This window comes from Streptomyces sp. NPDC006435, assembly GCF_040612315.1.
Taxonomy (GTDB): Bacteria; Actinomycetota; Actinomycetes; order Streptomycetales; family Streptomycetaceae; genus Streptomyces.
This window is the reverse complement of the sequence record NZ_JBEXPY010000048.1, coordinates 21668-35514: the sequence shown is the minus strand read 5'-3', so window position 1 is coordinate 35514 and position 13847 is coordinate 21668. Positions and strand designations below refer to the sequence as shown.

The window sequence follows — 13847 nt, the reverse complement described above, 5'->3', positions numbered from 1 at the left end:
GGCTTGTCTACGCGCATCATTGAGGTGCTTCGCACGAACGGACCAACCTCGGCCGGAACGCGGGCGTCCCCTCACTCCTGGCTCAGGGGCGACACCCGGTTCCGGAATTGTCATGTACGTGTCAATCTCCGAGAAAGGGAACACGATGGCTTGCGGATCGACCAGCCTGTGGGCCGGCGAGACCAGCTGGTTCTGCTGCGGCAACTCCTGGGGACCGTGCTCCAGTGCCGGCGGCGGCGCCTGCGGCAACTGCCAGTCCGGCGCGCGCCACGGCGCGTGGCCCAACGCCTCACAGGCCTGCTGGGACATCACCCGGCCGGACCTCTGCGGCGAGAACATCCCCAGACGCGGCTGCGGCGCGGTGATGAACGTCAGGCACCAGTGCTCGGGCGCGACGGTGTGCATCACGATCACCGACTGCGGCCCGCGCACCAAGGAGTGGTGCGGCGAGGCGACGTGCTGCAACGGCACCTGCCGCACCAACCGAGTCCTCGACCTGACCCCGGCCGCCTTCTCGGCGATCGGCAACCTGAGCTCGGGCAAGCTGCCGGTCTACATCTACGAGTGAGGAGCATCGGCATGAACGCACGGAACGACCGGGCCGACGGGATGCGCCGTCGCCGCTTCCTCACCAACGCCGCCCTCGGCGGTGCGACCATCATCGGCGCGTCCGCGCTCGGCGGCTTCGACGCGGACGCCGCGTTCGCCGCGGAACCCTCGCTCGACCCCGCGATAGCCGATTCCGCCTTCGTGGAGGGCCGCATCACGGGCATCACCGGCAGCGTCCTGGAGGTGGCCGGATCCAACGGCGGCCACTCCCGGGTGCAGATGACCAATGTGACCAGCGTGTGGAAGGTGCGCGCCACCACGGCCGAGGCGATCGACATCGGCGACGGGCTCTACGCGCGCGGCGTCGAGATGCCCGACGGCACCGTGGCCGCCGACGCGGTCTGGGTGAACATCGTGAACCTGGACACGCAGATCAGGGGCATCGCGAAGAACCGGCTGCACCTCGCCCACGGACAGCACGAACTGGTCGGCCACGTCGCCCCGGACACCAGCGCCTCCTACGCCGGCCGCGCCCTGACGTCCGACCTGTCCCGGCTGCGCATCGGACAGAGCGCCCAGGTGCTCGGCGCCTGGCGGCCGTCCGACGACTCCGTGGACGTCGTCCGCATCTCCGTCGGTCACTGACGCGGCCCCGAGGGAACGGAGAGAGGAAAAGATGCTGTCACTGACAACGAGCCTCGCCCCACTGGTCCTCGCGGGCCTGCTCGGGTGGACCGGGGCGGTCAAGGCGTTCGGCCGGGACACCGCACGGCAGGCGCCGAAGACGGCGCTGGCCCGCATGCTGCGCAGCAGCGAACGGGCCACGACGGTGCTGCGCCTGACCGGAGCGGCCGAACTCCTGATCGCCGCGGGCCTGTTGGCGGTTCCCGCGAACCCGGTTCCGGGGGCCGCGACCGCGGTCCTGGGGGCGGGCTTCCTCGGATACCTCGGCTATGGCCGGGCCGTGGCACCGGAGTCCTCCTGCGGCTGCTCGGCCAGTGACGACACCCCCATCGGCCTGCGGGCGTTCGCACGGGCGGCCGTGGTACTGGTCGGCGGCACGACCGTCGCGGTGGCGCAGGACACCTGGTGGCCGACGCTACGGGACCGGCCCGCCGCCGCACTCGCCCTCCTGGCCGGGGCGGCGGCGGTGCTGGTCGCCCTCTCGGCCGACCTCGACCGGTGGTGGCTGCTGCCGCTGCGCCGGACGAGACTGCGTGTCCTCGGCCACCCGCTCCTCGGCACCGCGGGGAGGGACCGGGTACCGGTCGCGGCGAGCGTCGAACTCCTGGAGAACTCCCTGGCCTGGCAGGCCGCCGCTCCCGTGGTCAGGTCCGCCCTGCTGGACCACTGGGAGGAGGGCGGCTGGCGCATCCTCCAGTACTCGGGGGTGTACGGCCACCGGGCGGACGCCCGCCCGGTGGCGGTGCTGTTCGCACTCGACGCCACGGCCGTGCGCGACACCGGGAAGGACCCGATCGTCCGTGTCGGCTACGTCGACGCGGAGAGCGGCGAGGCGGTGGCCGTGGACGAACTCAACGCGGTGCCGTCGCGCAGGAGCCTGCCGATGGCGGGCTGACACCACGTCCCGGCCACCGCGAGGTGGCCGGGACGAAGGGCCCCGCACGGCCCGCCCCGCGACGGCCGTCGTCCCTTCAGCGACGGGCCGCTTCGGGACCGCGCCGTGCGCAGACGGCCGGGACCAGCGCGCCGATGACGGCCGGCACGCCGGAGACCGGCGCCGCGGTGTGCACGCCGTTCATGAAGGCGTGGTGGCTCCCTTCGACGATTGCCGCCCCGATTCCGTCGGGGGTCCGCCCCGGCAGCGGTACGGGACCCCGGCCGTCCGGCCGCCCTCGGCAACTCGTCGCGCGTCAGTCGGTCGGCTCTTGGAACGGGGCCGAACCGGTGGTGAGCAGTGCGGTGATCTCCCGGGCGAGCTCCGGGCCGAGTTCGCCCCAGCCGTCCTTGTAGCCGTATACGCTCGCCAGGGTGCGGGCGTCGTAGTCGCCGTTCATGATCTCGATGTCCGTGGTGGTGATGAGCGCCGGGTGGGCGACGCCGACCGCTCCCGAGACCTTCAGCAGCTCCTTGCACAGGGTGCGCAGGTAGACGGCGGCCCGGGTGGCCTTCGAGGGCGCGTCGACGCCCCGCACCAGCCACGGGTTCTGGGTGGCGATGCCGGTGGGGCACTTGTCGGTGTGGCACTTCTGCGCCTGGATGCAGCCGATGGACAGCATCGCCTCGCGGGCGACGTTGATCATGTCGACGCCCAGGGCGAAGGCCACGGCGGCGTTCTCGGGCAGGCCGAGCTTGCCGGAGCCGATGAAGGTGAGGTCGTCGGTCAGGCCCCGCTCGGCGAACGTGCCGTAGACGCGGGAGAAGCTCATCCGGAACGGCAGCGACACCGAGTCGCTGAAGATCAGGGGAGCCGCCCCGGTGCCGCCCTCGCCGCCGTCGACGGTCACGAAGTCGACCCCGCGGTCGCCACGCGCCATCAGCGCGGCCAGCTCCTGCCAGAACTCCATCTCCCCCACGGCGCTCTTGATCCCGACCGGCAGACCGGTCTCGGTGGCGAGCAGCTCCACGAAGTCGAGCATCGAGTCGACGTCGTGGAAGGCGGTGTGCCGCGAGGGCGAGGCGCAGTCCTCGCCGACCGGGATGCCGCGGATCTCGGCGATCTCGGGGGTCACCTTCGCACCCGGCAGCATCCCGCCGAGCCCCGGCTTGGCCCCCTGGGAGAGCTTGATCTCGATCGCCCTGACCGGGGCGCCGGCGACCACGTCCTTGAGCTTGTCGAGGTTGAAGGTGCCGTCCTCGTTGCGGCAGCCGAAGTACGACGTCCCGATCTGGAGGACGAGGTCACCACCGTTGCGGTGGTACGGCGAGAGACCGCCCTCGCCCGTGTTCTGCATCGCGCCCGCCATCGCCGCGCCCTTGTTGAGCGCCGTGACGGCCGCGCCGGACAGCGACCCGAAGCTCATCGCCGAGATGTTCACGACGCTCGCCGGCCGGAACGCCTTGGCGCGCCCGCGCGGGCCGCCCAGCACCTTCGCCGAGGGCAGCGGGGACTGCGGGTCGTGCAGATCGGGCAGCGCGCCGGCGAACGTGCGCTGCTTTATGTACGCGTGCCCCTGCACGTGCTCGACGTCCACGTCGGTCCCGAAGCCGAAGTAGTTGTTCTCCTCCTTCGCCGACGCGTAGATCCAGGTGCGCTGGTCACGGCTGAACGGGCGCTCCTCCTCGTTGGACGTCACGACGTACTGCCGCAGCTCCGGCCCGATCGTCTCCAGCAGGTACCGGGCGTGCCCGATCACGGGGAAGTTTCTGAGCAGCGCGTGCTTCTTCTGGACGAGGTCGCGGGCAGCCACCAGCGCCAGTGCTGTCGCGGCGGCCGCGCCGATGTTCCGAGCACGCATGAACGTTCCTCTCCTCGACTGCTCGTTACCCGACTCCAGCGCTGTGCGGCGGATGTCGTGGACGTTGGGCGGCGGACACGGCCCGGCGGGGCATCGGTGTCCGACGGCAGAACGTCACACGATGCTAGAGGCCGCGCGGGCGGGCGTACGGGCCGGGGTGCGCGGGCCCGTACACCCCGGCCCGAGGGGTGCCCGGACCCGACCGCCGGTGGAGTCGCCCGGGCGTCAGGCGACGAGGGAGTCGAAGACGTCGAAGAAGGCGTCCAGCGGGGCCCGGTCCCGGGCCACTTTCGCCCGCAGCGCCGCGCCCTCCCAGGCGTTCACGAGGAACGGGCCCAGCTGCTCGGAGGCGAGGCCGGTCGTGAGCGCGCCCGCTTCACGGGCCTCGTCCAGGACCTGCGCGACGGCGGCGGTCCAGAGATCCAGGGCGGATTCGACCTTGCCGCGCATCATGTCGCTCTGGTTCGAGATCTCAGCCCCGAAGTTCCCGAAGATGCAGCCGCGCTCGAAGGACGCGCGCTCCAGGTCCGCGGCCAGGTACTGGAAATGGGCACGAAGGCGCGGAACGGGGGCGAGGGTCTCGTCCCGCAGCATCTCCAGCCTGCGGGAGACGGCGTACTGGCCGCCGAGGGACTGCGCGCCGACCCCGAGCGGCCGATCGTGCCCGGACACGGGGTGGTGGGCGTGATCGACGCCGTCGGCCGGGGTGTCAACGCCTGGCGGGTCGGCGAGCGCGTCGGTGTCGGCTTCCTGGCCGGACACTGCTGGGAATGCGACCCCTGCCGACGCGGCGACTTCGTCAACTGCCGCGACCAGGCACAGACCGGGACGACGACCGACGGCGGCTACGCCGAGGGCGTCCATGCGCGGACCAGTGGTCTCGTGCGCATCCCCGAGGGCATGCCCCCGGCCGAGGCGGCCCCGCTGCTGTGCGCCGGTCTGACCACGTTCACCGGGCTCCGGCAGGCCGGCGCCCGTCCGGGCGGGCTGGTCGCGGTGCAGGGCATCGGCGGACTCGGGCACCTCGCCCTCCAGTACGCGCGCAGCCTCGGGTACCAGGTCGTGGCCGTCGCCCGGGGCCGGGAGAAGGAGTCGCAGGCCCGCCTGCTCGGGGCCCACCACTACATCGACAGCAACGAGGAGGACGTCGCCGACGCCCTCCAGGCGCTCGGCGGCGCGTCCGCCATCCTCGCGACCGCCGCCAGCGGAGCCTCCATGAGTCCCCTGGTGGCGGGGCTCGCCCCGCGCGGCAGGCTCGTCGTTCTCGGCGCCGCGCCCGACCCCATCCAGGTGAACACCGCCGACCTGCTCTTCGGCACACGCACCGTCCAGGGCCATCTCACCGGCTCCCCGATGGACAACGAGGACAACCTGGCCTTCAGCGTCGCCCACGGGATCAAGCCCCGCATCGAGGTGTTCCCGCTGTCCGAGGCCCCGAGGGCGTACGAGCACATGCTCTCCGGAAAGGCGCGCTTCCGCGCCGTCCTCGACGCGAGCGCCTGACCGGATCGACGAACGGCGTACGACGGCTCCTCCCTCCCGGTGGCCGGAAGCAGGTCCCCGGGTCCGCCCGCGCCGCCGCCCGGACCGCCGCGGCCGCGGAGCCCGCGGAGCCCGCGCACGGCTGAGCCGGCCCGGCGGGCGTTCCCCGTCGGTGTCGTCGGTGCCGCCCCGGGGCAGTGTGGTCCCGCGGAGGCCGGGCGGGAACCGCCCGGCACCGGCAGGCAGGAAGCACGGACGACGACAAGGGGCAGAGGGATGAGCACCGACGGCGTGACGGCCACGGCACTGGTGGTCCAGAACGAGCCCGGAGGGGGACCGGGCCGTTGGGCGGCCTGGCTGGAGGAGCGGGGTGTGACGACGCACGTGGTCCGGGCGTACGAAGGCACCCCGCTTCCGGACCGGTCGGAGCACCCCGGGCTCGTCGTCCTCGGCGGCGCCCGCCTTCCCGACGACGACGCCTCCGCGCCCTGGCTGCCCGCGACCCGGGCCCTGGTGCGTCAGGCGATCGACGAGGGGACACCGATGTTCGGCATCTGCCTCGGGGGCCAGCTGCTCGCCCATGTCGCCGGCGGCGAAGTGCGCGGGCGGCACGGACCGCCCGAGTTCGGCAGCACCCGGCTCAGCCTGCGCCCCGAGGCGGCCGAGGACCCGCTGTTCCACGGGCTGCCCGCACATCCTCCGGCCATCGAGAACCACATCGACGCCGTCACCGCGCTCCCCGCCGGCGCCCACTGGCTGCTCCGCAGCGAGCGCTGCCCCTACCAGGCGTTCCGCATCGGTTCCGCGGCGTGGGGCGTGCAGTTCCATCCGGAGACCACGGCCGAGCGGATCCGCGGCTGGAACCGCGACCGGTTGGACCGGAACGGCGCGCCGCCCCCGGAGACCCTGCACGCCCTGGCGCTGCGGGACGAGCCGGAAGCCACCGAGACCTGGCGCACCGTCGCGCACCGCTTCGCGGACGCGGTGACCGCGAGAGCCCGGCGATCGTGACCGTACGGGCCCGTTGACGAGCCCGTGTGCCACTGGCGACCGCTCCTGCGGGCCGGCCTCCCCGAACCCGCCCTGCCGCATCGGAGCGGTCGGCCCCGTGACCCGTGCGAGGCCGTCGAGGCGCCCGCTTGATCCCTCCCGGACGGCAGGGCAGGGTGGGCCCATGACATGGACAGCGCCACCGGTCGAGCGCACCGAACAGCTGGGCGACCTGGGCACGGTGACCGAGCGTCGGATGCTGGAGGGCTGGCTGCGTCGGCACCGGGAGACGCTGCTGGTCAAATGCGCCGGGCTGGAACCGGACCAGTTGGTGCGGACGACCGCGGAGCCGTCGAACCTCACCCTCCTGGGCCTGGTCCGGCACATGGCGGAGGTGGAGCGGTGGTGGTTCCGGCGCTCCTTCGCGGGCGAGGACATCGGCGACGTCTTCACCGGCCCGCCGGACGGCGACGAGGGGTTCGACGGGGTGCGTGCGGCCGACGCGGAGAGGGACTTCGCGCTGTTCCGGAACGAGATCGAGGCCTGTGACGCGGCAGTGGCCGGGCGCGACCTCGACGAGGCCTTCGTGTCCTCCTACGGGGTCGCCCTCAGCCTGCGCTGGGTCTACATGCTGATGATCCAGGAGTACGCCCGCCACAACGGCCATGCCGACCTCCTCCGGGAGCGGACCGACGGGGCGACGGGCGACTGAGCCTCCCCCGGCCAGGCCGGGACCGGGGTTCCCTCCCGGACCGGCCGGGTCCTCGGGCGTCCGGGAGCCGACCGTCGGTCGTCGGGCTACGTCGCGGCGGTCCGGATCCCGAGGGCGAGGAACATCACGGCCGTGACCCTGGCGGCCAGGCGCTTGAAGCGGGGTTTCCGCAGGAGGCGCGAGGCACGCCGGACGAGGCCGGTCCAGGCGAGGAGCCAGAGCGTCATCAGCAGCGCGTGGGCGGTGGCCAGGGCGAGTACCTGGCTGCCGAAGGAGGCGTCGGCGTCGATGAACTGGGGAGCGAGGGTCAGGTAGACGGAGGCCGCCTTCGGGTTGAGGACGTTGGCGAGCAGGGCCTGGACGTAGACGGAGTCCGGCCGCGCCGGCAGCTGCCGGCGGGCGGGAGTGCGCGCCGGGGCCGAGGCGGACCGCCAGGTCCACAGGCCCAGGCCGATGAGATAGACCGCGCCGACGACCTTGACGGTTGTGAAGGCCCGGCCGGAGTGCATGACCAGGGCCGACAGTCCGGCCACGGCGAGGGCGGCGTGGACGTACAGGCCGGTGGTCGTGCCGAGGATGACGGGAAGGGCCTGGCGGCGGCCGTTGTCGGTGACGTGCTGGACCAGAAGGGCCAGGCTGGCTCCGGGGGTGGCGACCAGGGGGAGGACCGCCGCCAGGAACCCGAGGACGGCACAGGGGTGGACCATGATGCCTCCGTGGCGGACGGACGGGGTCAGAGCACGACGCGGTAATGGGTGGTCAGGCGCCGGTCGTCGTCCAGGACGTGGAAGGCGAGACCGGGCGGCTGGTCGCGGTCCGCGGGGCGGTCGCCCTCCCAGGGCATGCGCAGGGTCCAGGTGACGGCCGGGCCGACGATCAGGGGACGGCCGGCGAAGGTCGAGGCGGCCGCGGTGTGGGCGTGTCCGGTCAGGACGGCGACGACCTGCGGGTGCGCGTCCAGCAACTCGGCCAGATTTCCGGGCTGTTCGAGCAGGCTGGAGTCGGGCAGCGGGTGGTGGAGTTCGACCGGCGGCTGGTGGAAGGCGATCAGCGCCGGGGTGCCCGGCGGGAGTGCGGCGAGCCGGGTGTCGATCCAGTCGAGCGTTTCGGCGTCGAGGCGCCCCTCGTCGCGGCCGGGAACGGTGGAGTCGCACATCAGGACGGCGGTCCCGGCGATGTGGTGGATCCGGTTGACGGGCCCGTGGCCGGGCGCCTCGCCGAGTAGGGCCTCGCGGTAGACAGGACGTACGTCGTGGTTGCCGGGACAGGTGAGCACCGGGAAAGGGGCCGTCAGGATGCGGGCCGCTTCCTCGTACTCGGCTTCCTCGCCGTGATCGGCGATGTCCCCCGTGACCAGGACCGCGTCGACCGGGCGGGGCAGGGTGCGCAGGTGGTCCATGACGCGGACCGCGCGTTCGGTGGCCCGCTCACTGCCGTCCAGGTGCAGGTCGCTGATCTGGGCAAGCAGCACCGTCATCGTCTGTCCCCTCCCGTGGCGGCCGCGGCCACCGGTTCACCGCGAGGTGCGGCGCATCGCCCCACCCCACTGTCTAACGGAAATTATTTTTTTGCCGTTAGAGACTCTAGGGTGCGGACGGGAATGTGATCAAGTGGTCGACGACCCGACAGGGGCAGGGAGGGAGACATCGATGGAACGCTGGCCGGCGCTGGAACTGGCGAGCACGATCCGCCACGACGGAGAGGGCGGCGTCGCCGACGACCTCGCCACGGCGCACGGGACGACCCGTTGGATCCGGGCGCAGGCCGACCTGCTGGGCGACTGCCTCCCGGCCGGGGGGATCACGGCGGACGAGGGTCTCAGGGCCGAGATCACCGAACTGCGGCGGGCGGTCCGGGCGTTGTTCGCCCGGGTGGTCAGTCCCGCTCCTCCCAGCCCGGCGGACGCCCGGCGGCTGATGCCGGCCGATCAGGCGCTGGCCCACCTCAACTCGGTCGCCGCCCGCGAACCGGTCGTCCCGCAGCTGGACTGGCCGCAGGGGGGCGCCCCCGGAACCCGTCTGCTGTCGGCGCAGGACGACCCGGAGGTGCGCCTCCTGGCGGCCCTGGCACGCGCGGCCATCGACTTCCTGAGCGGCCCGCAGCGCGAGCAGTTGCGCGCCTGCACCGCTCCCCGCTGCGTGCGCTACTTCGTCAAGAGCCACGGACGGCAGGAGTGGTGCAAGCCGTCGTGCGGAAACCGGGCACGGGCGGCGCGGCACTACCGGCGTCAGCACGTGGCGACCGATCGCGATCCCGCTTCGTCCTGACCGCCGTTCGGTGTGATGCCGGGGGCAGGGCGGGCCGGTACCACCGGTCCGCATGCCCCCGGACCTGCGGCGGGACACCCACCGACACCTTCCCCGTCCTGCCCGGCCGACCGGCCCGACCGTGCCGGACGGCTGTTACACAACGATCATTGAGTGCCTTCGAACGCCCCTGGAATAGTTCGGAGCCCGGGGCCGTGAGCGCATTCGATCCGAGCCCCGCACGGGCCGGGCCCCCGCCCGCCCGATCCACTCCTGAGCAGGGGCAATCTTGCGTAAACGATCGAAACAGGCGTACGCCGTCGTCGCTGCGGCCGCCGTCGTCCTGACCGCGGGCACGACCGGCCCGGCAGTGGCGAAGAACAGTGGCCCGGACAGAGAACTCCCGGTAACAGCAAAGGACTTGAAGACTTCCGGCCGGACCGTGCACACCGTCGCACTGATCACCGGCGACCGGGTCCTCGTGGACTCCCGCGGCCGGGTCGGCGGTATCCAGCGGGCGAAGGGCCGGGAGGACATGCCCTTCTTCACCCGTACCCACGACGGCCACACCTACGTGGTGCCGCGCGACGCCCGGCGGCTGATCGCCGACGGCACGCTGGACCAGCGGCTGTTCGACGTCACCGCACTCGCCCGACCGGAGAGCCGCAGGGCCAACCGGGACGGGCTCAAGGTGATCGTCGGCTACCGCGGATCGGCGGCCGGGTCCGCCCGTGCCGGGGTGCGGTCCTCCGACGGCACCACCGTCCGCCGGACCCTGTCGACCCTCGGCGCCGATGCCGTCACCGGCGCCACCGACGGCGCGGACTCGCTGTGGGACGCCCTGACCCGCCGGCGGAGCGACGGTTCGGCGGCCATGACCTCCGGCATCGCACGGATCTGGCTGGACGGCGTCCGGAAGGCCTCGCTCGACCGCAGCACCGGACAGATCGGTGCCCCGGCGGCCTGGGCCCGCTCCTACGACGGCACCGGTGTGAAGATCGCCGTCGTGGACACCGGGATCGACGCCACCCACCCGGACCTGGCGGGCAAGGTGGTGGCGGAGCGGAACTTCAGCGGCTCCCCGGATGCCAAGGACCGGGTCGGGCACGGCACACATGTGGCCTCCACCGCGGCCGGTACGGGGGCGAAGGACGCCCGGTTCAAGGGCGTGGCCCCCGGGGCCCGGCTGATCAACGCCAAGGTGCTGGACGACCGGGGCTCCGGGGAGGACTCCGGCATCCTCGCCGGGGTCGACTGGGCCGTCGCCCAGGGCGCCGACATCATCAACATGAGCCTGGGCAGCCCCGACACCTCCGGGATCGATCCGTTGGAAGCCCAGGTCGACAAGCTCTCCGCGGAGAAGGGCGTCCTGTTCGCGGTGGCCGCGGGCAACAGCGGACCGGGACGGGGCACGGTCGCTTCGCCGGGCAGCGCCGACGCGGCCCTGACCGTCGGCGCCGTCGACGACAACGACCTGATCGCCGAGTTCTCCAGCGTCGGACCCCGCATCGGGGACGGCGCCGTCAAGCCCGACATCACCGCGCCGGGCGTGGACATCACGGCGGCCGCGGCGACCGGCACCCCGGACCAGAACCCCGCCGGGTACACCAGCATGAGCGGCACGTCGATGGCGACCCCGCACGTCGCGGGCGCCGCGGCGATCCTCAAGCAGAAGAACCCCACCTGGACGGGCGCACAGATCAAGGCCGCCCTGACGGGCTCGGCCAAGGGCGGCTCCCACTCGGTCTTCCAGCAGGGCGCGGGCCGGCTCGCCGTCGACAGGGCGATCGACCAGACACTCGTCTCCGAACCGGGCTCGGTCGACCTGGGCGTCCAGCAGTGGCCCCACACCGACGACACCCCCGTCACCAAGCAGGTGAAGTACCGGAACGGCGGCACCGCGGACGTGACGCTGGACCTGTCGCTGGAGACGCCCACCGGCGGGGACGGAAAGCCCGCCCCGGCCGGGTTCTTCACCCTCGGGGCACAGCGGATCACGGTCCCGGCGGGCGGTACCGCCACCGTGGACCTGACGGCCGACACCCGGCTGGGCGGTACGGTCGACGGCTCGTACTCGACCACGGTCGTCGCCTCCGCGGACGGCCGGACCGTGCGCACCGCGGCAGCGGTGGACCGCGAGAGCGAGTCGTACGACGTCACCTTCAGGACCATCGGACGGGACGGCGCGGCCAGTACCACCTGGCAGGCCGACCTGAAGGGCTACCGCGAGTCCGCCGCGGGCCTGCGGTTCCTCCCCGACCTGTCGTCGGGCTCCGCCACGGTCAGGCTGCCGCGCGGCACCTACAGCCTCGCGGCCGACATGCTGGTCGACCCCGCCGCCCCGGACAAGGGCATCGACCTGATCAACAACCCGCGGCTCTCGGTGACCGGCCCCACCACCGTCACTCTCGACGCCCGGACCACCCGGCCCGTGAACGTCGAGGTGCCGGACGCGGCCGCCCGCTTCACGCGCGCCGGAATGATGTACACCCTGAACACGCCCGAGACCTTCATCATCGAGGGGGGCGAGTTCGGCAGCTTCGACAACCTGCGCACCGCGTACCAGGGCCCCGAGATGGACGACGGCTCCCTCGTCCAGCAGTGGTCCGCGAACTGGCAGCGGGGCAACACCGAATACAACATCATCACCGGCGGCCCGGTCCAGAAGCTGGCCACCGGATACAGCAAGACCTACCGGCCCGAGGACCTGGCCCTGGTCAAGGCGAAGATCGGGTCGTCCGTACCCGGTCGCGAAGGCGCCCTCGCGGCACACGGCATATTGGACTACGGCGGCGGCGTCGACGCCCCCTACTCCGTGCAGTCGGCACCGGGAACGCGCGACGTGTACCTGTCCACGGACCACGGCGCACTCTGGAACGTCGTCGCGGGCGTGCTGGGCGAGGCGGACTCCACGGGCTACCGGAGCTTCGACTCGCTGTACGGCTTCGACGAGCCGCGACGGTTCGAGGCGGGGAAGACGTACACCGAGGAGTACAACATCGGTGTGCCGGGCCCGCGGATGAACGCGAACGAGGGACTCGTACGCGACGGTGACGACATCTACGGATCGTTCCCGCTGGTGAGCGACGGGGCGGGCCACTTCGGGTCCGCCCAGTACTCGAACGCCGAAACCACCGTCCACCGCAACGGCGAGCTGTACGCGCAGGAGGACGCCGCCATCGACCAGGGGGCCTTCACACTGCCGTCGGAACCCGCCGCGTACAAGGTGTCGACCACGATCCACCGCAACCCGGCGATCAACCGCACCGGAACCCGGATCGACGCCTCGTGGACCTTCGACTCGGCCCGCACCGAGAGCTCCACGCAACTCCCGGTCTCCACGGCTCGTTTCCTGCCGCGGCTCGCACCGGACTCCACCGTCCCGGCAGGCAGCAGGCAGACCTTCCCCGTCCAGGTGCAGGGCGCCGCGGCCGGCACCGGCCTGAAGTCCCTGCGGGTCCTGGCGTCGTACGACGGCACGACGTGGCTGCCCGTCCCGGTCACGGCGGGCAAGGTCACGGTGAACGCCCCGAAGAAGGACAGGGCGATCTCGCTGAAGGCCGTCGTCACCGACAAGGACGGCAACCTGTCGACGGTCGCGATCCACAACGCCTTCTTCGGCAAGTGAGACCACCCGGGACCGGAGCCCACGAGCGGCGCACCACCGGATGAGACCCCGGCGGGCGGGGCACGGTCCCGGGTGAACCCGAAGGAGCGGTTTGCCGGAACGTCTGTTCCGGCAAACCGCTCCTTCCCGTACGGGCGCGCCGGGAAGCCCCGGTCCCGCCACGGCTCAACGTGCCGGCACCGGGACCGGCCGCACGGGGCAGTCGGCCGGGGCGAGACGGTCCCCCCGCCCGACCAGCGTCACCGGCACGGCCCCCCGAGCATGCGCCGCGTACGCGGCCGTGCAGACGATCTGCTCACGGGCGGAAGCGGTCAGCCGGGTCACCCGCAGACGCAGCTCGACCTCGACGGCGGCCCCACCTGTCACGACCCGGCCCACGGCGGATGCCGCACGGGGCAGCGAGGGCGCGTTGCGGAGCCCGGCACGCCGCTCCGCCTTGTCCGGCCCGGCGAGCAGGGCGGTGACGGCCGCGAGCGGCGAGGAGGCCCCGCTCGTCGCATCGGCCGCCGGGGACGAACCGTCGAGACCCACCCGTCCGCGCGACGCGTCCGGGGCGGCCGACGAGCCATCCGGTACGACGGAACCCGCCGTGCCGTCCTCCCACGGCGATGCGACGATCCGCGGCACGGGCAGCAACTCGCCGTCGGGGGAGCGGAAGAACAGCAGCACGCGCTCCTCGCGCGGGGGAAGCAGATCGGCGACGGCCGGCCCGCCGGCCTCGACCACGGACGTCTCCTGGATGCCACAGCCCACGAGCGGACCCCCGACGAGGACCAGCAGCGTGACGAGCCGCACCGCCCGACGCCCCCTCGACACCGGCC

Annotated in this window: 13 protein-coding genes; 8 read left to right on the top strand and 5 right to left on the bottom strand. The window is 72.7% G+C overall.

Annotated features, from left to right (window positions below; translation table 11 throughout):
* The first annotated feature begins 145 nt into the window (after positions 1 to 145).
* The 3 genes from ABZZ04_RS32640 to ABZZ04_RS32630 are packed head-to-tail and all read left to right on the top strand — an operon-like array spanning position 146 to position 2128.
* Positions 146 to 568 carry a hypothetical protein gene (locus ABZZ04_RS32640; RefSeq protein WP_356935846.1) on the top strand — a complete coding sequence of 141 codons (423 nt, stop codon included), beginning with the start codon at positions 146 to 148 and terminating at the stop codon, positions 566 to 568.
* Positions 569 to 579: 11 nt separating this feature from the next.
* Positions 580 to 1194, top strand: a complete 615-nt coding sequence (locus tag ABZZ04_RS32635) for a cell wall protein (protein WP_356935845.1) — start codon at positions 580 to 582, stop codon at positions 1192 to 1194.
* A gap of 31 nt (positions 1195 to 1225) precedes the next feature.
* Positions 1226 to 2128 carry a MauE/DoxX family redox-associated membrane protein gene (locus ABZZ04_RS32630; protein ID WP_356935844.1) on the top strand — a complete coding sequence of 301 codons (903 nt, stop codon included), beginning with the start codon at positions 1226 to 1228 and terminating at the stop codon, positions 2126 to 2128.
* A gap of 295 nt (positions 2129 to 2423) precedes the next feature.
* Here ABZZ04_RS32630 and ABZZ04_RS32625 read toward each other — a convergent pair whose 3' ends face one another.
* Positions 2424 to 3968 carry an FMN-binding glutamate synthase family protein gene (locus tag ABZZ04_RS32625; RefSeq protein WP_356935843.1) on the bottom strand — a complete coding sequence of 515 codons (1545 nt, stop codon included), beginning with the start codon at positions 3966 to 3968 and terminating at the stop codon, positions 2424 to 2426.
* Positions 3969 to 4193: 225 nt separating this feature from the next.
* Positions 4194 to 4640, bottom strand: coding sequence for a TetR family transcriptional regulator C-terminal domain-containing protein (locus ABZZ04_RS32620; RefSeq protein ID WP_356935842.1), 447 nt, complete (start codon positions 4638 to 4640; stop codon positions 4194 to 4196).
* Between the two features lie 12 nt (positions 4641 to 4652).
* Here ABZZ04_RS32620 and ABZZ04_RS32615 point away from each other — a divergent pair, with 12 nt between their 5' ends.
* From ABZZ04_RS32615 to ABZZ04_RS32605, 3 genes are all read left to right on the top strand, one after another.
* Positions 4653 to 5471 (top strand): zinc-binding dehydrogenase, encoded by an 819-nt coding sequence (locus ABZZ04_RS32615; RefSeq protein ID WP_356935841.1) that lies wholly within the window; start codon positions 4653 to 4655, stop codon positions 5469 to 5471.
* Positions 5472 to 5726: 255 nt separating this feature from the next.
* Positions 5727 to 6461, top strand: coding sequence for a type 1 glutamine amidotransferase (locus ABZZ04_RS32610; protein WP_356935840.1), 735 nt, complete (start codon positions 5727 to 5729; stop codon positions 6459 to 6461).
* Between the two features lie 163 nt (positions 6462 to 6624).
* Positions 6625 to 7152 carry a DinB family protein gene (locus tag ABZZ04_RS32605; protein ID WP_356935839.1) on the top strand — a complete coding sequence of 176 codons (528 nt, stop codon included), beginning with the start codon at positions 6625 to 6627 and terminating at the stop codon, positions 7150 to 7152.
* 86 nt (positions 7153 to 7238) lie between these two features.
* Here ABZZ04_RS32605 and ABZZ04_RS32600 read toward each other — a convergent pair whose 3' ends face one another.
* On the bottom strand, positions 7239 to 7859 hold the full coding sequence (locus ABZZ04_RS32600; RefSeq protein ID WP_356935838.1) for a LysE family translocator: 621 nt from the start codon (positions 7857 to 7859) through the stop codon (positions 7239 to 7241).
* Positions 7860 to 7885: 26 nt separating this feature from the next.
* Positions 7886 to 8629 (bottom strand): metallophosphoesterase, encoded by a 744-nt coding sequence (locus ABZZ04_RS32595; RefSeq protein WP_356935837.1) that lies wholly within the window; start codon positions 8627 to 8629, stop codon positions 7886 to 7888.
* A 172-nt stretch (positions 8630 to 8801) separates the two neighbouring features.
* Here ABZZ04_RS32595 and ABZZ04_RS32590 point away from each other — a divergent pair, with 172 nt between their 5' ends.
* Positions 8802 to 9419, top strand: a complete 618-nt coding sequence (locus ABZZ04_RS32590) for an ABATE domain-containing protein (protein WP_356935836.1) — start codon at positions 8802 to 8804, stop codon at positions 9417 to 9419.
* Between the two features lie 268 nt (positions 9420 to 9687).
* Positions 9688 to 13026, top strand: coding sequence for a S8 family serine peptidase (locus ABZZ04_RS32585; protein ID WP_356935835.1), 3339 nt, complete (start codon positions 9688 to 9690; stop codon positions 13024 to 13026).
* A 165-nt stretch (positions 13027 to 13191) separates the two neighbouring features.
* On the opposite strand, the gene ABZZ04_RS32580 is transcribed toward ABZZ04_RS32585, so the two are convergent.
* The gene (locus tag ABZZ04_RS32580) at positions 13192 to 13842 is read right to left on the bottom strand and encodes a hypothetical protein (RefSeq protein WP_356935834.1); all 651 of its coding nucleotides are present in this window, start codon (positions 13840 to 13842) and stop codon (positions 13192 to 13194) included.
* Positions 13843 to 13847 lie beyond the last annotated feature (5 nt).